The sequence below is a fragment of the Terrabacter sp. 2RAF25 genome (genome assembly GCF_052115265.1).
Taxonomy (GTDB): Bacteria; Actinomycetota; Actinomycetes; order Actinomycetales; family Dermatophilaceae; genus Terrabacter.
In genome coordinates this window covers 101,479-119,534 of record NZ_JBFRGJ010000003.1, presented here as the reverse complement: position 1 = coordinate 119,534, position 18,056 = coordinate 101,479, and the positions used below count along the sequence as shown (strand labels likewise).

At 71.6% G+C, this 18,056-nt stretch carries 16 protein-coding genes and 1 pseudogene; 10 read left to right on the top strand and 7 right to left on the bottom strand.

Annotation, left to right across the window (positions count from 1 at the left end):
• Positions 1–28: 28 nt before the first annotated feature.
• Positions 29–643, bottom strand: coding sequence for a YceI family protein (locus AB4091_RS09510; protein ID WP_442291505.1), 615 nt, complete (start codon positions 641–643; stop codon positions 29–31).
• Between the two features lie 193 nt (positions 644–836).
• Here AB4091_RS09510 and miaB point away from each other — a divergent pair, with 193 nt between their 5' ends.
• From miaB to dapF, 4 genes are read left to right on the top strand one after another with little or no spacing between them, the layout of a single operon-like run.
• Entirely contained in the window at positions 837–2,390 is a 1,554-nt protein-coding gene (gene miaB / locus AB4091_RS09505; protein ID WP_442291504.1) for a tRNA (N6-isopentenyl adenosine(37)-C2)-methylthiotransferase MiaB, read from the top strand.
• A 42-nt stretch (positions 2,391–2,432) separates the two neighbouring features.
• Positions 2,433–3,047, top strand: a complete 615-nt coding sequence (gene def / locus AB4091_RS09500) for a peptide deformylase (RefSeq protein ID WP_442291503.1) — start codon at positions 2,433–2,435, stop codon at positions 3,045–3,047.
• Between the two features lie 50 nt (positions 3,048–3,097).
• Positions 3,098–4,063, top strand: a complete 966-nt coding sequence (miaA, locus tag AB4091_RS09495) for a tRNA (adenosine(37)-N6)-dimethylallyltransferase MiaA (RefSeq protein WP_442291502.1) — start codon at positions 3,098–3,100, stop codon at positions 4,061–4,063.
• Between the two features lies 1 nt (position 4,064).
• Positions 4,065–4,916: a diaminopimelate epimerase gene (gene dapF / locus AB4091_RS09490; RefSeq protein WP_442291501.1), complete on the top strand. Its 852-nt coding sequence runs from the start codon at positions 4,065–4,067 to the stop codon at positions 4,914–4,916.
• 54 nt (positions 4,917–4,970) lie between these two features.
• On the opposite strand, the gene AB4091_RS09485 is transcribed toward dapF, so the two are convergent.
• From AB4091_RS09485 to AB4091_RS09475, 3 genes are read right to left on the bottom strand one after another with little or no spacing between them, the layout of a single operon-like run.
• Positions 4,971–5,786, bottom strand: coding sequence for a nucleotidyltransferase domain-containing protein (locus AB4091_RS09485; protein WP_442291500.1), 816 nt, complete (start codon positions 5,784–5,786; stop codon positions 4,971–4,973).
• Positions 5,779–6,390: a class I SAM-dependent methyltransferase gene (locus AB4091_RS09480; protein WP_442291499.1), complete on the bottom strand. Its 612-nt coding sequence runs from the start codon at positions 6,388–6,390 to the stop codon at positions 5,779–5,781. Before AB4091_RS09480 ends, AB4091_RS09485 begins: the two co-directional genes overlap by 8 nt.
• Positions 6,391–6,448: 58 nt before the next feature.
• A complete protein-coding gene (locus tag AB4091_RS09475; protein WP_442291498.1) occupies positions 6,449–7,231 on the bottom strand; it encodes a hypothetical protein in 783 nt (260 codons plus the stop codon).
• 92 nt (positions 7,232–7,323) lie between these two features.
• Between AB4091_RS09475 and hflX the strand changes: the two genes are divergently transcribed.
• From hflX to AB4091_RS09460, 3 genes are all read left to right on the top strand, one after another.
• Complete coding sequence (hflX, locus tag AB4091_RS09470; protein WP_442291497.1) at positions 7,324–8,829, top strand: GTPase HflX; 1,506 nt, start codon at positions 7,324–7,326, stop codon at positions 8,827–8,829.
• 90 nt (positions 8,830–8,919) lie between these two features.
• A complete protein-coding gene (locus AB4091_RS09465; protein ID WP_442291496.1) occupies positions 8,920–9,075 on the top strand; it encodes a hypothetical protein in 156 nt (51 codons plus the stop codon).
• Positions 9,072–10,211 carry a GNAT family N-acetyltransferase gene (locus AB4091_RS09460; protein WP_442291495.1) on the top strand — a complete coding sequence of 380 codons (1,140 nt, stop codon included), beginning with the start codon at positions 9,072–9,074 and terminating at the stop codon, positions 10,209–10,211. The genes AB4091_RS09465 and AB4091_RS09460 overlap by 4 nt, the downstream gene beginning before the upstream one ends.
• 27 nt (positions 10,212–10,238) lie before the next feature.
• On the opposite strand, the gene AB4091_RS09455 is transcribed toward AB4091_RS09460, so the two are convergent.
• Positions 10,239–11,942 (bottom strand): formate--tetrahydrofolate ligase, encoded by a 1,704-nt coding sequence (locus AB4091_RS09455; RefSeq protein ID WP_442291494.1) that lies wholly within the window; start codon positions 11,940–11,942, stop codon positions 10,239–10,241.
• A gap of 548 nt (positions 11,943–12,490) precedes the next feature.
• Between AB4091_RS09455 and AB4091_RS09450 the strand changes: the two genes are divergently transcribed.
• Positions 12,491–14,731: an ATP-dependent DNA helicase gene (locus tag AB4091_RS09450; protein WP_442291493.1), complete on the top strand. Its 2,241-nt coding sequence runs from the start codon at positions 12,491–12,493 to the stop codon at positions 14,729–14,731.
• 113 nt (positions 14,732–14,844) lie between these two features.
• Here AB4091_RS09450 and AB4091_RS09445 read toward each other — a convergent pair.
• Positions 14,845–15,834 (bottom strand): annotated as a pseudogene (locus AB4091_RS09445) (SPFH domain-containing protein).
• Positions 15,835–15,896: 62 nt separating this feature from the next.
• Here AB4091_RS09445 and holA point away from each other — a divergent pair.
• Together holA and rpsT are read left to right on the top strand one after the other, a co-directional pair.
• The gene (holA, locus tag AB4091_RS09440) at positions 15,897–16,856 is read left to right on the top strand and encodes a DNA polymerase III subunit delta (RefSeq protein ID WP_442291492.1); all 960 of its coding nucleotides are present in this window, start codon (positions 15,897–15,899) and stop codon (positions 16,854–16,856) included.
• Between the two features lie 195 nt (positions 16,857–17,051).
• Positions 17,052–17,312, top strand: a complete 261-nt coding sequence (gene rpsT, locus AB4091_RS09435; RefSeq protein WP_442291491.1) for a 30S ribosomal protein S20 — start codon at positions 17,052–17,054, stop codon at positions 17,310–17,312.
• Between the two features lie 121 nt (positions 17,313–17,433).
• Here rpsT and AB4091_RS09430 read toward each other — a convergent pair whose 3' ends face one another.
• A complete protein-coding gene (locus AB4091_RS09430) occupies positions 17,434–18,006 on the bottom strand; it encodes a type II toxin-antitoxin system PemK/MazF family toxin (protein ID WP_442291490.1) in 573 nt (190 codons plus the stop codon).
• Between the last annotated feature and the right edge of the window lie 50 nt (positions 18,007–18,056).

Genomic DNA, 18,056 nt, shown 5'->3' with positions numbered 1-18,056 from the left:
CACCCCCCTCGGGTGTGCTGCTGGAGGCTCAGGCCTGCGCGGGCACGACGGCGATCGCCGAGATGTCGAACTCGAGCTTGACCTTCTCGCTCACGAGGACGCCACCGGTCTCGAGGGCCGCGTTGAAGGAGAGGTTCCACTCGGTGCGGTCGATGGTGGTCTCACCCTCGAAGCCGACGCGGATGTTACCGAACGGGTCCTTGGCCGAACCGGTCTCCTCGAAGGGGACGGTGATCGACTTGGTGACGCCGTTGATCGTCAGGTCGCCGGTGATGTCCCACTCGGAACCGTCGCGCTCGACCTTCGTGGAGACGAAGGTGATCTGCGGGTAGTTCGCGACGTCGAAGAAGTCGGGGGTCTTGAGGTGGCCGTCGCGCTGCTCGTTGTGCGTCGTGACCGAGGCGGCCTCGATGACGACCTTGACCGAGGAGTTGGCCGGGTTCGCGGTGTCGACCGTGGCCGAGCCCTCGAACTGCTCGAAGTTGCCGCGGACCTTGGTCACCATCGCGTGACGAGCCGAGAAGCCGATGCGGGTGTGGGTCGGGTCGAGCGTGTAGTCACCGGAGATGTCGGAGACGGCGACCGACGCAGCCTCGACGGTCTCGGTGGCGGTCTCGGCCTTGGTGCGGTTGAACAGTCCCATGATGCGTGTCCTTCGAAGTAGGTGGTTAAACTTTCAACAACCATGTTGCCTGCAAATTGTTGAAGTGTCAAGCACTGTGGTCAACCGGTAGTCCCAGGGGTGTATTCCCGGCCACTCCACGACTGGCGTCAGATGGGGACGAAGCGCGCGCGTGCGGTGGCGTCCCGAGGCACGCCGTACCCTTGTCGTTGCCATGACTATGCAGACCTCCGCGCAGAAGCCCGCCAGCACCGGGAGCAGGACGTACGACGTGCGCACCCACGGGTGCCAGATGAACGTCCACGACAGCGAGCGCCTCGCCGGGCTCCTCGAGACCGCAGGCTACATCGACCTCGCCAGCCTCCCGGTGGGGGAGCGGCCAGAGGTTGCCGACGTCGTCGTGTTCAACACGTGTGCGGTGCGCGAGAACGCCGACAACAAGCTCTACGGCAACCTCGGCCAGCTGCGCCCGGCCAAGCAGAAGAACCCCGACATGCAGATCGCCGTCGGCGGCTGCATGGCCCAGAAGGACCGGGGTGCCATCGTGCAGCGCGCACCGTGGGTCGACGTCGTCTTCGGCACGCACAACATCGGCTCGCTGCCTGCCCTGCTCGACCGGGCCGCGCACAACCGCCGCGCCGAGGTCGAGATCCTCGAGAGCCTGGAGGTCTTCCCGTCGACGCTGCCAACTCGTCGCGACTCCGCCTACAGCGCCTGGGTCTCGATCTCCGTCGGCTGCAACAACACCTGCACCTTCTGCATCGTGCCGAGCCTGCGTGGCAAGGAGCAGGACCGTCGCCCCGGCGAGATCCTCGCCGAGATCGAGGCGCTCGTGGCGCAGGGGGTGGTCGAGGTGACGCTCCTCGGGCAGAACGTCAACACCTACGGCGTCGAGTTCGGTGACCGCCTCGCGTTCGGCAAGCTGCTGCGGGCCTGCGGCGACATCGAAGGGCTCGAGCGCGTGCGTTTCACCAGCCCTCACCCGGCCGCCTTCACCGAGGACGTCATCCTCGCCATGGCCGAGACGCCCAACGTGATGCCGAGCCTCCACATGCCGCTGCAGTCCGGGTCCGACAAGGTGCTCAAGGACATGCGGCGCTCCTACCGCAGCACGAAGTTCCTCGGCATCATCGAGAACGTCCGGCGCCACATCCCCGACGCCGCGATCACGACCGACCTCATCATCGGCTTTCCCGGCGAGACCGAGGAGGACTTCCAGGGCACGCTCGACGTCGTGCGCGAGTCCCGCTTCTCGAGCGCCTTCACCTTCCAGTACTCCATCCGGCCCGGAACGCCGGCCGCGACCATGGCCGACCAGGTGCCCAAGGTCGTCGTGCAGGACCGCTTCGACCGCCTCATCGCGCTTCAGGAGGAGATCAGCTGGGCCGAGAACCGCACGCTCGAGGGTCGTGAGGTCGAGGTGCTCGTCGCGCCCTCAGAGGGCCGCAAGGACGCCGAGACCAAGCGCCTGTCGGGTCGTGCGCGTGACAACCGCCTCGTGCACTTCGCCGTGCCCGAGGGCGGCGAGGTGCCGCGCCCCGGCGACATGGTCACCGTGGCCGTGACGTACGGCGCCCCGCACCACCTCGTCGCCGACTCCGGTGTCGAGGGCGGCACGTATGCCGTCCGGCGCACACCCGGCGGAGACGCCTGGGCGGCGCTCCAGGACGCCCCGCAGGGCACCGGCAAGCCCGCCGTCAGCCTCGGCATGCCGTCGATCGGCCGCCCGGCCGCCGCGCCGGTCGCCCCCGGGTGCTCGACGCCCTGAGCCGATTCGAGGTCGCCCGAGCCGTCGTGCTTGACTTGGCGCATGTCTGTGCGTCCCATCGTCATCACGGGTGAGCCCGTCCTGCACCGCTCGGCCGCCCTGGTGACCGAGTTCGACGACGCCCTGCGGACGCTCGTCGAGGACATGTACGAGACGAACGTCGCCGCCAACGGAGTGGGCCTCGCGGCGCCCCAGGTGGGAGTGGGCCTGCGGGTCTTCATCTGGAAGATGGCCAACGAGGACGGGGTGCCCGAGCAGGGCCACGTCATCAACCCGACCGTGACGACCTCGAAGATCCCCCAGGAGCGACCCAACCCCGACGAGGAGACCGAGGGCTGCCTCTCGGTGCCCGGCGAGGCGTTCCCGCTCAAGCGGGCGGACCGGGCCCATGTCGTCGGGCTCGACCTCGACGGCAACCGGGTCGAGTTCGACGCGACCGGCTGGTTCGCCCGGTGCATGCAGCACGAGTACGACCACCTCAACGGCACCCTGTACGTCGACCGGCTCGACGAGCGCCAGTCGAAGAAGGCGCGCAAGGCGGTCAAGCGCAACGGCTGGGGCAAGCCCGGCAGCTCGTGGCACCCCGGCGTCGACAGCGACCCCTTCGGCCACGACGACGACCTGAGCGACGCGCACGCCGACGAGCTCATCGGCTGAGGACGCTCGGTGGTCGTCCGTCCGACGCGTGGGGCCCGCGGGGAGAGGCGTTGAGCACTGAACCCGACGAGGTGGCAGGGCCGCCGGTCGTCGCCGTCGTGGGCGCCACGGCCACCGGCAAGTCCGACCTCGCCCTCGATCTCGCCGAGCGCCTCGGAGGCGAGGTCGTCAACGCCGACGCCATGCAGTTCTACCGCGGCATGGACATCGGCACGGCCAAGCTGTCCCCGACGGAGAGGCGGGGCATCGAGCACCACGAGCTCGATGTCCTCGACGTCACCGAGGAGGCGAGCGTCGCGGCCTACCAGCAGGCTGCCCGGCGCGACTTCGCAGCCATCGCCGCACGCGGCCACCGGCCGGTCCTCGTCGGTGGTTCCGGCCTCTACGTGCGGGCCGCCCTCGACCGGCTAGAGATACCTCCCACCGACCCCGAGGTGCGCGCACGGCTCGAGGCGGTGGCCGAGGAGGAGGGCGGCGACGCCCTCCACGCCCGGCTGCGAGACGTCGACCCGCAGGCCGCCGGCACGATCCTGCCCGGCAACGTGCGCCGGGTCGTCCGAGCGTTGGAGGTGGTCGAGCTGACCGGCCGCCCCTTCAGCGCCTCCATGCCGAAGCGTGAGCTGCTCTCTCCCGCCGTGCTGCTCGGCCTCCGCGTCGATCGGGACGTGCTCGACGTCCGCATCGCCCTCCGCGTGGACCGCATGTGGGAGCAGGGTCTGCGCCGCGAGACCGAGACGCTTCTCGGACAGGGCCTCCGGCACGGCGTGACCGCGAGCCGCGCCATCGGCTACAGCCAGGCGATCGCGGTGGTCGACGGGCGGGCCGAGGAGAGCGAGGCTCGTCTGGACACCGCGCAGGCGACTCGCCGCTACGCACGACGGCAGGAGTCGTGGTTCCGTGCCGACCCGCGCATCGTGTGGCTCGACGGCCTCGCCGACGACCTGCTCGACCAGGCGCTCGCCGTGATCAGCGCGCCGGGTGCGGGCACGCGACACGGCATACCGGAGAATGGCTGACATGACGCGCTTCACCAAGGGCCACGGCACCGAGAACGACTTCGTGCTCGTCCCCGACCTCGAGGGCTCGCTCGAGCTCACGCCGGCCCAGGTGCAACGCATCGCCGACCGCCATGCGGGCCTCGGGGCCGACGGCGTCATCCGCGTGGTCCGCACCGCGCACGCCACCGACGAGACCGTCCGCGCGCAGGCACCCGACGCCGAGTGGTTCATGGACTACCGCAACGCCGACGGGTCCCTGGCCGAGATGTGCGGCAACGGCACCCGCGTCTTCGCCGAGTTCCTGAGGCGCGAGGGGCTGGCCTTCGGGTCGACCTTCTCCATCGCCACCCGAGCCGGCGTGAAGACCGTCCGCGTCGTCGAGCAGGGGTATGCCGTCGACCTCGGCCCGTGGCACCTCACCGACGAAGAGGGGGCGAGCCGGGACGGCTTCGACGTCATGGTCAGGCCACGCCACGGCAAGCCCGTGCCGGCCCTGTCACTCGACCTCGGCAACCCGCACGCGGTCGTGATGCTGCCCGAAGGCATCGCGCTCGAGAACCTCGACCTCTCCGAGGCGCCGCAGCTGCACCCCGAAGCCGCGGACGGCGCCAACGTGGAGTTCGTACGCGCGGTCGGCCCCGGCCACATCGCGATGCGCGTCCACGAGCGCGGCGTCGGTGAGACGCGGTCGTGCGGCACCGGCGCTGCGGCTGCGGCGCTCGCGACCCGCTTCTGGTCAGGCGTCGAGGACCTCAGCCCCTGGACGGTCGACGTGCCCGGCGGTCGCCTGACCGTGACCCCGTTGCCGGGACAGCGGGTGGAGCTCGCCGGGCCGGCCGCCCTCGTCGCCGACGGCGACTTCCCGCTCTGAGCCCTGCATCTCGGGCCGCTCGAGGACGTACGCCGTCCGGCGGGCGTGCGCCCGTCAGTCCGGGTCGCGGGCCGGGTCGCGGGCAGGTTCGCGGGCAGGTTCGTCAGAGGGATCGGGAGCGAGCCTGGACCCTGCCGCGACCGGGTCGACACCGTCGAGCCGAAACCCCTCGAAGAGCGGACCACCGTGCAGGGCGAGCACGTCGTCGGCGAAGGTGAGCAGGAGGGACGCGTCGCCGCCTGCCACGGCGACGAGCGCCCGTTCGTGACGGCGCCGCCAGTCGCTCCCGTCGCGTGCATCGAGGTCGACGAGCTCGCGGACGACCCACTTGCCGCGGCCCCACCAGTGCCCCGCGCCGTGGAGGAGCAGGTGGGCCGAGTCGTCGGCGAGCACGGTCGCGGTGACCAGGCGCTCGTGGGCGTCGTGCGCATGGGTCACGTCGTCCACACCGTCCGTGACGGCATACCTCAGCGTCGCGAGGTCGTCGCCGGTGAGGCGCGGCGGTCCGGCCTCCAGGAGTCGGCGTGCGGTGATCTGCCACTGCGCTGCGGACCCGTCGGTGTCGAGGAGGACCTCCGACGAGCCGACGAGGCGCGCCAGCACCGGTCGACCGGCCGCGACCTCGCGTCGTACGTAGTGGCCGAGCGAGGTCTCGGTGTGCACGAACAGCTCGACGGGCCAACCGCGGAAGCGCCGGGAGTGGCGGTACGGGGCGGGAGGCCCCGGAAGCAGCACTGTCACGTCGAGATCCGACCCCGGCGTCGCGTGACCGAGCACGACACTTCCACCGAGCCATGCGGCGCGGGCTTCCGGGAACCACTGTGCGACAAGCGCTTTGGCGTCCTCGAGCGCCCGGGTGGCTTCATGCACGGCGCACCTCGAGGATGCGGAAGGCCTTCGCCGACGACAACCGGGTGCAGGTCAGGCCCCAGGGTTGGGCGTTGACCCACTTCTGGAGCGAGTCCGAGCCGAGGTGCTTCTGGACGACAAGGTGGGCGACGCCGTCGTCGGCGAGCCGGGGGAGCCACCGCTCGAGCAGGGCGTGCAGGGCGGCCTTGCCCACGTGGATGGGCGGGTTGGACCAGATCGTCGCGAACCGGAGGTCGCTCGGCACGTCGTCGGGCTCGCAGAAGCGGACCGACTCGACGCCTGCCACCGCCGCGTTCGTGCGGGCGAGGTCGAGGGACCGGCGGTTGACGTCGACGCCCCAGACCCGGGCGGCGGGGGAGCGCAGCGCCAGCGTGATGGCGATCGGACCCCAGCCGCAGCCGATGTCGAGCAGGTCGCCCGTGGGGCTCGGGTCGGGCGCTCCGGAGAGGAGCACCGCGGTGCCCGGGTCGAGGCGATCGGGGGAGTAGACGCCGCGTGCGGTCGTCAGCGACAGGCGTCGCCCCTCGAGCATCACGTCGATGGTGCGTCGTTCCTCCGGTGAGGCCGGCTCGGCGCTGAAGTAGTGGTCGGTCGGCTCGCTCATCACGGTCACCGTATCGGCCTCCCGGGGGCCGAGCCGCACCTGTTCCGGGCGGGCGCCGTCAGCCACGCTGCCGGGCGACCCAGCCGGCACACGCCGCGACCCAGCGGCGAGGCGCCAGCAGGGACGCCACGACAGCCGCACCCCAGCAGATCGCCTCCGCCGGCCACCGCATCGCGCCAGCGGCGTCGACACCGAGGAGCACGAGCGCGGCGACACCCGCCGCCGCGAGCGCCAGGTCCGGCCGCCCCGGGCGACGTCGCAGCAGCGCGCGGAGCGACGCGATCCCGAACGACACGCACGTCACCCCGCCCCACAGCCCGACCATGACCGAAGCCGACCCGTAGTCAGTGGTGTGGACCCGACGGCCGTCCACGAGGAAGGACACCGGGTCCTTGCCCCAGTAGAGGGCCGTCGTGGGCTCACCGGACAGGAGCCGTCTCAGGTCCGGTGGCCAGGAGTCCGGCTCGTACGGGTTGTCCTCCGTGAACCGCACGTAGGCGTCGCGGCGTCCGTCGGACGGGGTGAAGCGCCACTCACCTCGGCTGAAGCGCCCCGTCATGCGCCCCGGGACGGGGACGAAACACGCGTCGGTCAGCCCCGAACCCACCTGTTCCGCGCTGCAGGTGCCGGCGCGCAGCATGGCGTCGCCCTGCTGCCACACGTGCGGCGTGTACGCGATGCCGATCACGCCGACCACGAGCAGGAAGGCGCAGCCTGCCCGGGCGAGGATGCCCGGGGACCGGCGAGGCGCCCGAGCCGCGGTCTCGGAGGCGGCCTGCCGACGGGCCCAGTGGTCGACCACGGGGCCTTCGTCGCGTGCGTCGTCGGTGGCGTCCGGCATCGTCGTGACCGTACCCGCGAGTGCGCACGCGAAGTCGGCGGGGCACAAACGAGTGGCCCGTGGCGTTGGACCTTTGGGACCATAGGGAGAACATGACGAGCAACCACAGCAACCACACCAGCGACTCCGCTCGCGGCACAGACCGCGAGCGCGACCTGTTCGGCACCCGCGCCACCGCGCTGGCCGCCACGGACCACGAGCCCGACGAGGCGGCATACCCCCTCTACGACGGAGACCAGCTCGAGCGCGAGGAACGCGCCGCGCTCCGCCGCGTGCAGGGCCTGTCGACCGAGCTCGAGGACATCACCGAGGTCGAGTACCGCCAGCTGCGCCTCGAGCGCGTCGTGCTGGCCGGGGTCTGGACCGAGGGAAGCGCCGACGACGCCGAGAACTCCATCCGCGAGCTCGCTGCGCTGGCCGAGACGGCCGGCTCGACCGTGCTCGAGGGCGTCATCCAGCGGCGCCAGCGCCCCGACCCGGCCACCTGGCTCGGCAAGGGCAAGGCCGCCGAGCTGCGCGACATCGTCGTCGCCGAGGGCGCCGACACGGTCATCTGCGACGGCGAGCTGGCCCCCAGCCAGCGGCGTGCGCTCGAGGACGTCGTCAAGGTCAAGGTCATCGACCGCACGGCCCTGATCCTCGACATCTTCGCCCAGCACGCCAAGAGCCGCGAGGGCCGGGCGCAGGTCGAGCTGGCCCAGCTGCAGTACCTCCTGCCGCGCCTGCGTGGCTGGGGTGACTCGATGTCCCGTCAGGCCGGTGGCCGTGTGGCCGGCGGTGAGGGCATCGGCTCGCGCGGACCCGGTGAGACGAAGATCGAGCTCGACCGACGCCGCATCAACACCAAGATCGCCAAGCTGCGCCGCGACATCAAGGGCATGAAGACGAGCCGCGACACCCGTCGCCAGTCGCGCCGCGTCGGCGGTGTGCCCTCCGTCGCCATCGCCGGCTACACGAACGCCGGCAAGAGCTCGCTGCTCAACCGGCTGACCGGCGCCGGTGTGCTGGTCGAGAACCAGCTCTTCGCCACCCTCGACCCGACGGTGCGCCGCACAGAGACCGACGACGGCCGCCTGTACACGCTGGCCGACACCGTCGGCTTCGTGCGCAGCCTGCCGCACCAGCTCGTCGAGGCGTTCCGCTCGACGCTCGAGGAGGTGGGCGACTCCGACCTGCTGCTGCACGTCGTCGACGGATCGCACCCCGATCCCGAGGGCCAGATCTCGGCCGTCCGCGGCGTGCTCGCCGAGGTCGGCGGCGACCAGATCAAGGAGATCATCGTCGTCAACAAGGCCGACATCGCCGACCCCGAGGTGCTCGATCGCCTGCGGCGCCACGAGAAGCACTGCGTGACCGTCTCGGCGCGCACGGGCGAGGGCCTCGCCGACCTGCGTGCCCTCATCGCCCACGAGCTGCCGAAGCCCGAGATCGAGGTCGAGGTGCTCGTGCCCTACGACCGCGGTGACCTCATCTCGCGCCTGCACGACGAGGCCGAGATCCTCGAGAGCGAGCACGTCGCCGACGGCACCCGGGTGCGAGCGAAGGTCACAGCGGTGATGGAGGCCGACCTCACGGCATACGTCGTCGTCACGAGCTGACCCGGGGCGAGGGCCTCACGGCAACACACCTCCACACGACGCCCGGCGGGTCACCCGCCGGGCGTCGGTGCTGTCGGAAAGGATGGGGGCATGGCCCTCGAGATCCCGTGCCCCTACTGCGGCACGCAGATGTACGCCGAGCAGGCGCACAACCGCTGCCCCGCCTGCCTCTACATCGAGCCCTGCTGCGACGGGGCGCCGCAGGCCGTCTGCGAGACACGCGCTCCTCAGCGCCCGTCGCAGTGACCGCGCCCGCCGGCGAGCCCGACGCCTGGGTCACGACCGAGCGGGTGGTGCTGCGCCCGCCGCGGCCCGACGACCTCGACGACTACGTCCGTCTCCACACCGATCCCCGCACCTACGCCCACGCGCTGGCAACCATGCCGACGCCCGAGCGCTGCCGTGACCGCCTCGCAGCGGACCTTGCCGACTGGGGGGCTTCCAGGCTCGGGTATGCCGCCGTCGTCGACCGCGCGTCGGCCGAGGTGATCGGGTGGGCGGGCTTGCGCCACAAGGACTCCGACGTCGCCTCCCTCAACCTCTACTACCGGCTCGCGCACGACAGGCTCGGCTCCGGGCTCGGGCGCGAGATCTCCCGGGCCCTCGTGGCGTGGGGCGTCGAGCACCGCCCCGAGGCCGTCGTGACCGCCATGGTCGACCCGGTCAACACCGCGTCACTTCGCACGGCCAGGGGCTGCGGGCTCGTGCAGGTGGGCACCCGGTCGTCCAAGGACGACCCCGAAGGCAAGCCCATGGCCTACTTCGAGGCGCCCCGGGTCAGGGTGGTGCCGGCCGCCGAGGCAGAGAGCCTTCGTGAGGCCGTCGTCGACCTGTGGGTGCGCGTCAACGACGACGGCGGGTCCGTCGGGTTCCTGCCCGGCGCTGCTGCCACCGACGTCGCAGCAGCACTCGACCGGCACCTCGACGACGTCCGCGCCGGCCGGTCGCTCCTCTGCGTGCTGGTCGACCCGGTCGTCGAGACGGGCGCGACGGGAGCGGACGGGCGGGGTGGCGCGGGAGATTCCGACGATGCGCACGCGGCGGCCGGGCGGCTGCGCGGGCTGGGTTTCTGGGAGCACTCGCGCGGCTTCCCGTACGACCACGTGGCCAAGCTCAAACGGCTGATGGTCGACCCGTCCGCACAGGGACGCAACCTCGGTCGCATCCTCCTCGGCGCCATGGTCGGCGTCGCGCGCCGAGAGCTCCCGTGGGTCGAGCTGCTCCGCCTCGACTACCGCGACGGGCTGGGGCTCGGCGACTTCTACGAGAAGGCGGGCTGGACCGAGGTCGGGCGCGTCCCCCGGGGGCTGCGGCTGGGCCCTACCGACTACCGCGACGACGTCGCGATGGCCCGAAGGGTCGACGGAGGCCCGCTCCGCTGAGCCGCACCCCGGGCGGCCCGGGCATGCTCAGGACAGCCCGGTCGTCGACCCGTCCTCACGGATGTCGATGCGCTCGGCATTGGGTGACTTGGGCAGGCCGGGCATGGTGCGCATGTCGCCGCAGATCGCGTAGACGTACCCGGCGCCGACCGCTGCCCGGACCTCGCGCACGGGCAGCCGCCAGCCGGTGGGCGCTCCCTTGCGGGAAGGATCCGACGAGAGGGACAGGTGCGTCTTGGCGATGACGACCGGAAGCTCCCCGAAGCCGAGCCGCTCGTACTCCTTGAGGGCCTTGGCGGCGGCAGGGCTGACGTCGATCCCGTCTGCCCCGTAGATCTCGGTGGCGATCCTCTCGATCTTGTCGGTGAGCGGCAGGTCCAGCGGGTAGAGGAAGCGGAAGGCCGAGGGTTCGTCGGCCGCCTCGACGACCGCTTGCGCCAGCGCGCGTGCCCCGGCGCCGCCGTCGGCGACGTGTGTCGTCACCGCGCACCGCACCCCGAGCTCGTCGCACAGCGCGCGCACGACGTCGTGCTCTGAGGCGTGGTCGGTCGGGAACGCGTTGACGGCGACGACCGGACGGATGCCGAACCGCTGGATGATCTCGATGTGCTTGCGCAGGTTTGACAGGCCGGCCTCCACCTCCCGGGGGTTCTCGTCGAGGAGGCCGTCGGGGAGCGGGCGGCCTGGCTTGATCGTCCAGTGGCCGGAGTGGGCCTTCAGCGCGCGCACCGTCGCGACGAGCACCGCGGCGTCGGGCACCAGGCCGCTGACCCTGCACTTGACGTCGAAGAAGCGTTCGGCGCCCATGTCGGCGCCGAAGCCGGCCTCTGTGATCACGTAGTCGCTGCCACGCACGCCCACGAGGTCGGCGATGACGGACGACGTGCCGGTGGCGATGTTGCCGAAGGGGCCGCAGTGGATGACGGCCGGGCCGCCCTCGAGGGTCTGGAGGAGGTTCGGCTTGAGGGCGTCGCGCAGGATGACGGCCATCGCCCCGGCGGCGCCGAGGTCGTCCGCGGTGACGCTCTTGCCCTCGACCGTGTAGGCCACGACGATCCGACCCAGTCGCAACCGGAGGTCCTCGAGCGAGGTCGCCAGGGTGAGCAGCACCATGACCTCGCTGGCTGCGGTGATGTCGAAGCCGGTCTGGCGCACCAGCCCGTCCTCGCGGGCGCCGATGCCCACGATGACGGTGCGAAGGGCCCGGTCGTTGACGTCCAGCACGCGCCGCCAGGTGATGTTCCGGACGTCGATGCCGAGCTTGTTGCCCTGGTGCAGGTGGTTGTCGATCATCGCCGCGAGCAGGTTGTGGGCTGCCGTCACCGCGTGGAAGTCGCCCGTGAGGTGCAGGTTGAGCCGCTCCATCGGCACGACCTGGCTGTAGCCGCCTCCTGCTGCGCCGCCCTTGATGCCGAAGGTCGGACCCATCGAGGGCTGGCGGAGACAGACGACGGCCCGGTGGCCGGTGCCCCCGAGCGCCTGCGCCAGGCCGACCGACGTCGTGGTCTTGCCCTCGCCGAGCGGTGTCGGGGTGATGGCCGTGACCACGACGTACCGCGCACGGTGCGCCTGCGTCGGCTCGTCGAGCACGCCGAGGTCGATCTTGGCCACGTCACGGCCCCAGGGCTCGAGGTGGGCCTCGGTCACGCCGAGGTCGGCGGCCACCTCGACGAGCGGGCGCAGGGTCGCCGCGGACGCGATGTCGAGGTCGGAGGGCATCTTTGCATTCATACCTCGATGGAACTCCTGTCCGGCCGTCCGCGGGGCACGATCGGCGCAGGAGGTCGCGTGACGTCGGTCCCACCGTGGCCGACGGCCGAGTGCCGGCTCCCGACCGCGGGGGGTGGTCGGGAACCGGCACCGTTCTCCGGCACTTCACCGGGGGGAGCGAGCCTTGGGGGGACGGCTCGAGAGTGCCGGGGAGGTCCGAGCTCCGAGGGGCCGAGCTCGCACGTTGGGGCGTCAGCGACGGTGAGTCCTGCTCTGACGGCCGGTCCGCAGCTGCGTGGACCCCGTTGATCTCGTCGGATGGGTCGGGTGGGTCAGTCGGAGGCCGTCTGCCGGTGACGTGGCCATCGCGTCATCTCCCTCGAGGTCCAGCGAAGCATCGGGTTCACTGACGTCTTCAGGTTAGGGCGGGTCCGAGGGTCTCGGTCACTGTCCCTTGGTACTAGTACCGGCCCCGCGTCCGGCAGGGCGCGGTCGTGCGAACGCGCCTGCAGACGGTGCCAGGGGGACACCGCGCACGAGCCGCCGGCCGGGCGGCATACGCTGACCCGATGGCCCAGCGACCTGCGCTCGACGAACTCCTCCATGCCGCGGTTTCGGGGGTCGGTGGCGCGGAGCGGCCGGGGCAGGTCGAGATGGCCCGGGCGGTCGCGAGGGCGGTCGACACCGGAGAGCACCTGCTCGTGCAGGCCGGCACCGGCACCGGCAAGTCGCTCGCCTACCTCGTGCCGGCCGTGGCCCACGCCTTCGAGGCCGGCAAGCCTGCGGTCGTCGCGACCGCCACGCTCGCTCTCCAGGGGCAGATCGTCGACCGCGACATGCCGCGTGTGGCCGACGCACTCGCGCCGGTCCTCGGGCGACGCCCGACCTACGCGCTCGTCAAGGGGCGCCGCAACTACGTGTGCCTCAACAAGCTCGAGGGCGGGTTCCCCGACGACGAGGACGGTCTGCTCTCGGTCGGGCAGGTGGACGCGAGCGTCGGCCGCCTCGGGCAGGAGGTGGTGCGGCTGCGCGAATGGGCCTCCACCACCGACTCGGGCGACCGTGACGAGCTCGTGCCGGGGGTGTCCGAGCGGGCCTGGCGCCAGGTGTCCGTGTCGGCCCACGAGTGCATGGGCGGCAAGTGCCCGCTCGTGGCGGAGTGCTTCGTCGAACGGGCGCGCACGGCGGCGAAGGACGTCGACGTCGTCGTCACCAACCACTCCTTCATGGCGATCGACTCGTTCGAGGGCCGCCAGATGCTCCCGGAGCACGACGTGCTCGTCGTCGACGAGGCCCACGAGCTCGTCGACCGGGTCACCGCCACCATCACTGACGAGCTCACCGGCACCATGGTCATGACCGCGGCCAAGAAGGCCGGGCGCATGTCGGAGAACACGGCTGCGCTCGACGAGGCAGGTGAGCTGCTCGCCCAGGCCCTCGAGCCGCTCGAGGAGGGCCGCATGCTCGGCGTGCCCGACTCCGTGGGGCTGGCGCTGGCACGGGTCCGCGACACCGCCCGCGTCGTGCAGAGCGACCTCAAGCCGCCCCCCGGGCAGGAGTCCGACGGGGCCCGCCAGGTCGCCCGTGCCGCCGTCGACGAGGTGCACGAGAACGCCGAGCGCATCCTCGAGGAGCGCGAGCTCGACGTCGTGTGGCTGAACCGCGACCAGCGCCGGGGCCCCGTGCTGCGGGTGGCGCCGATGAGCGTCGCGATGCTCGTGCGCGACAAGGTCTTCGAGGAGCGCACCGTCGTGCTGACCTCGGCGACGTTGGAGCTCGGCGGCACGTTCGACGCGGTGGCCGGCACCATCGGCCTGCGCGGCGAGGGCGCCCCGAAGTGGCAGGGCCTCGACGTCGGCAGCCCCTTCGACTACCCCAAGCAGGCCATCGCGTACGTCGCGGCGCACCTGCCACCTCCGGGCCGCGACGGTGCGGGCGACGACACCCTCGACGAGATCGAGCAGCTGGTCCGGGCGGCCGGCGGGCGCACGCTCGGCCTGTTCTCCTCGATGCGCGCGGCGCAGACCGCCGCCGAGATCATGCGGGCGCGCTTCGGCGACGACATCCCCGTGCTCTGCCAGGGCGAGGACCAGATCACGACGCTCGTGCGGCAGTTCGCCCGCGACCCCCGCACCTGCCTCTTCGGCACCCTGACCCTCTGGCAGGGCGTCGACGTGCCGGGCTCGTCGTGCCAGCTGGTGCTCATCGACCGCATCCCGTTCCCGCGCCCGGACGACCCGCTCGCGTCCGCCCGCTCACAGGCCATCGCGCGGATGGGCGGCAACGGCTTCATGGCCGTCTCGGCGACGCACGCCGCGCTCCGCCTCGCCCAGGGCGCGGGCCGGCTCGTGCGGCGCGCCGACGACCGCGGCGTCGTCGCGTTCCTCGACTCGCGCATGATGACGGCGAGGTATGCCGGCTTCCTCCAGCGCTCGCTGCCGCCGTTCTACCCGACCACCGACAAGAAGATGGTGCTGGCCGCGCTCGAGCGGCTCGACGCGATGGCGCCGCCACCCGTCACCGTCGAGGAGCCGGCTCTCCGGTCACTGACCGGCGCGCGCGCCGACGCCGACGGCACGGAGCACCCGCGGCCGGTGGCCGGCCCGCCGCCGGTCGCCCCGTCGACGCGCAACGCCGTCACGTCGGGGCACGCGTGGACCGACGAGCAGGACGAGGAGCTGCGCGACGCCGCCGAGTCCGGCATGCAGCTCGACGAGCTCGTCGACCACTTCGAGCTGCCCGAGGAGACCATCCGGGCCAGGCTCGAGCAGCTCGGGCTGTCGCTCGCCTCCGGTGCCCTCTTCGACTGACCTCGGGCCTCACGGCACAGGCCGTCGTCGGCCAGCTCGTTCAGCACGCCGACCTCGCAACACCCCGGGATCCGATCGAGGGGTGTTGCGAGCCATTCGGTGTCTCCCGGCGCCTACTGGGCCTTGGCGGTCGCGCCGGGGACGGCCGGGAGCTGGAGCAGGTTCTGCGTGCCCTGCGGGATGACGATGAGCGAGTCGCCGTGCTCCTTGAGCATGTCGATGTACTTGCTCGTGAGCACCTGCTCGTTGAGGCGGTTCTGGCACTTGTCGGAGCTGACCGGGACGACCTTGACGGCCGTGACCTCCTTGCCGTTGATGACCTCCTTGACCTGCGTGGAGGTGGCGCCGCACCGGATGATCTGGTCGGCGTCGGAGGTCGCCTGGGCCTCGGTCTTGGTGATCTCGGCCTTGGCGAGGGCGGTCTGCAGGTCGGCCTTGGCCGCCTCGGCGTTGGCCAGCGAGCTCTGCACCTTGTCATAGTTGGCCTGGACGTTCTGGTCGAGGGTGATCGCGCGCGGGTCGACCTGCTCCACCGTGACGCCCACCTCGCCGAGGCGCTTCTCGAGGCCCTCGGTGATGCGCAGGGCCAACTCACCGCGCGACTGCCGGACCGCGGCCGCCGCGAAGGTGGTCGGGGCGTCGCGGGTGACGGAGGAGACGCCGGGCAGCACGGCGCGGGCGATGAAGGTCTCCTGGTCGGGGTACTGGCGGATGATCTCGGGAAGCTTGCCCGGGTTGAGGGACTAGCGGATCGTCACGTCGTAGGCGACGGTCGCGTTGTCGCTCGTCACGGTCGAGACGCGCCCGCCGTCCTCGTCGAGCGCGATCGTCTGGTTGCGGATGTCGAAGCGGATGAGGTCCTGCCACGGGGCCTTGAGGTGGATGCCCGTCGCGCTGATGGCCTCGTCGCCGACGGTGCCGAAGGTCTTCGTCACCGCGGCCTCACCGGCGTCGAGGCGGTAGTAGGAGGCGCTCGCGACGAGGACGAGGGCGAGCCCGAAGGGGACCACGGCGTAGCGGCTCAGCTTCTTCGGGTGGTCCTCGAGCCGGAGCAGGACGAGACCGACGGCGGCGAGCACGAGGGCGACGACGAGCGCGAACATGACCTTCACTTCCACGGGGAGGGGAGGCCCGGCTGTCGGGCCCGCATGGCACAGTTGACGCCATGACCGACCCGGCCGTTCCGCCCTTCGTGCTCGTCACCGGCCCGGAGGGTGTTCTCGTCGAGCGCGCCGTCGCCTCGGTGCTCGCTGCCGCCCGCGAGACCGACGCCGAGGTCATCCGCATCGACCCTGCGACCTACGAGTCCGGGGCACTGCAGATGCACGCCAGCCCGTCGCTGTTCGGCGGCGCCAAGACCATCGTCGTGCGCGACCTGCACGAGTCGCCCGACGAGCTGCAGCTCGACCTGCTCTCGCTCCTGGCCGCGCCCGACCCCGACGTCGGTCTCGTCGTCGCCCACGGCGGGGGCATGAAGGGCAAGAAGGTCCTCGACACGATGAAGAAGGCCGGCGCCCGGGTCATCGACTGCCCGGCCGTCAAGACCGACCGCGACAAGACCGACTTCGTGATGAAGGAGTTCGCGGCGGCCCGCCGCAAGATCACGAGCGAGGGGGTCCGTGCCCTCATCGAGGCGGTCGGCAAGGACGTCCGCGAGCTCGCCGCCGCCTGCTCGCAGCTCGTCTCCGACACCGAGGGCACCGTCGACGACACCGTCGTCGACACCTACCACGGGGGCAAGGTCGAGGCGACCGGCTTCCGGGTCGCCGATGCCACGGTCGCCGGGCACTCCGGCGAGGCGCTGCGCCTGCTGCGGCACGCCATCGCCACCGGGGTCGACCCCGTGCCCATCGTCGCGGTCATCGCATCGCAGCTGCGCCAGTTGATCAAGGTCGGTGCGGCTGGCCGGGGCAGCTCGACTCAGCTCGCCAAGAGCCTCGGCATGGCCCCGTGGCAGGTCGACAAGGCGCGGCGAGCCGTCGGCCACTGGAGCGCCGACGGCCTCGCGGTGGCGGTGCAAGCGGTGGCAGCGGCCGACTTCGAGGTCAAGGGTGGCGGACGCGACCCCGTGTATGCCGTCGAACGCGCCATCCTGACGATCGCGCGGGCTCGCGCTGCGCGCTGACACCGGGCCGCACGGCATACGGCCGGTTTGGTCGAGCACACCCGCCGCTGGTAACTTTGACCTTCGCGTGCGCGCTCAGGTCGTGCGCGCATGCAGCACGACCCAGAGCTGCTCACGCAGGGTGTCCCCACGCCCGGTCCCGAGCAGCTTTGCCGCCCTCTAACGGCAACCATCCGACCAAACGAAAGTACACACGTGGCAAACATCAAGTCGCAGCTCAAGCGCATCAAGACGAACCGCACGCGCACCGAGCGCAACAAGGCCGTCAAGAGCGAGCTCCGCACCTGGGTCCGCAAGGTCCGCGAGGCCACCGCCTCCGGCGACAAGGACGCCGCTGTCGACGCCCTCAAGACCGCCTCGAAGAAGCTCGACAAGGCTGTCTCCAAGGGTGTCATCCACGAGAACCAGGCCGCCAACAAGAAGTCGGCGCTGGCGAAGAAGGTCGCGGCGCTCTGACGCCACCACCCAACGCCAGATCGGGCCCGTCACCTCGCGGTGACGGGCCCGATCTGCGTCTCGCGTGGCCTGTCAGCGGGCCACCGAGGGCCTTGCGGCCGTCGCGACCTCGGGCGTGGCGTCAGGCGGGATGGTGCGCGCGGACGGCGGCGACGACCTCGTCGTAGCGTTCGCGGGGGAGTACCGCGCCCTCGCGGCGCACGTCGTCCGGGTCGACGCGAACCAGCCGGTTGACGCGCACCTCGCTCGGTCGGCCCTGTCGGTCCCAGGCGCCCGAGCCGATGTCGACCCACTCGCGCCCGGAACGACGTTCCTGCTGTTCGTCCCGGTCGTGGTCCTTGCTCGTCAGGGGAAGGCCGACGAGCCAGTCGCCGTCGCGCCCGACGATCAGCACCGGCCGGTCCTTGCCCTGGGAGTGGTCCTCCTCGTAGGGCACCCAGGTCCACACGATCTCTCCGGGGTCGGGTCGTCCGTCGGGAGTCGGAGCGTAGGTCGTGTCGGGCACGCGTGTCGCGTCGCCGGGGTACTCGGCCGCCGAGGTCTGTGACGGCCGCGCGGGCTGTCGCGGCTGCTGAGGCGCGGTGCGCGGCCGGGCCTCGGGCGGCGTGCCGCCCGGCCGGGTGGGCGTGGTCGCCGACGTGCCGCGCACGAGGCCGCGCAGCCGGCCGAGGAGACGCTCGAAGGTCGTGGGCATGGGAATCACCGTAGCCGCGGGGCCGTTACGTTGGGGTCCGACACCGGGTC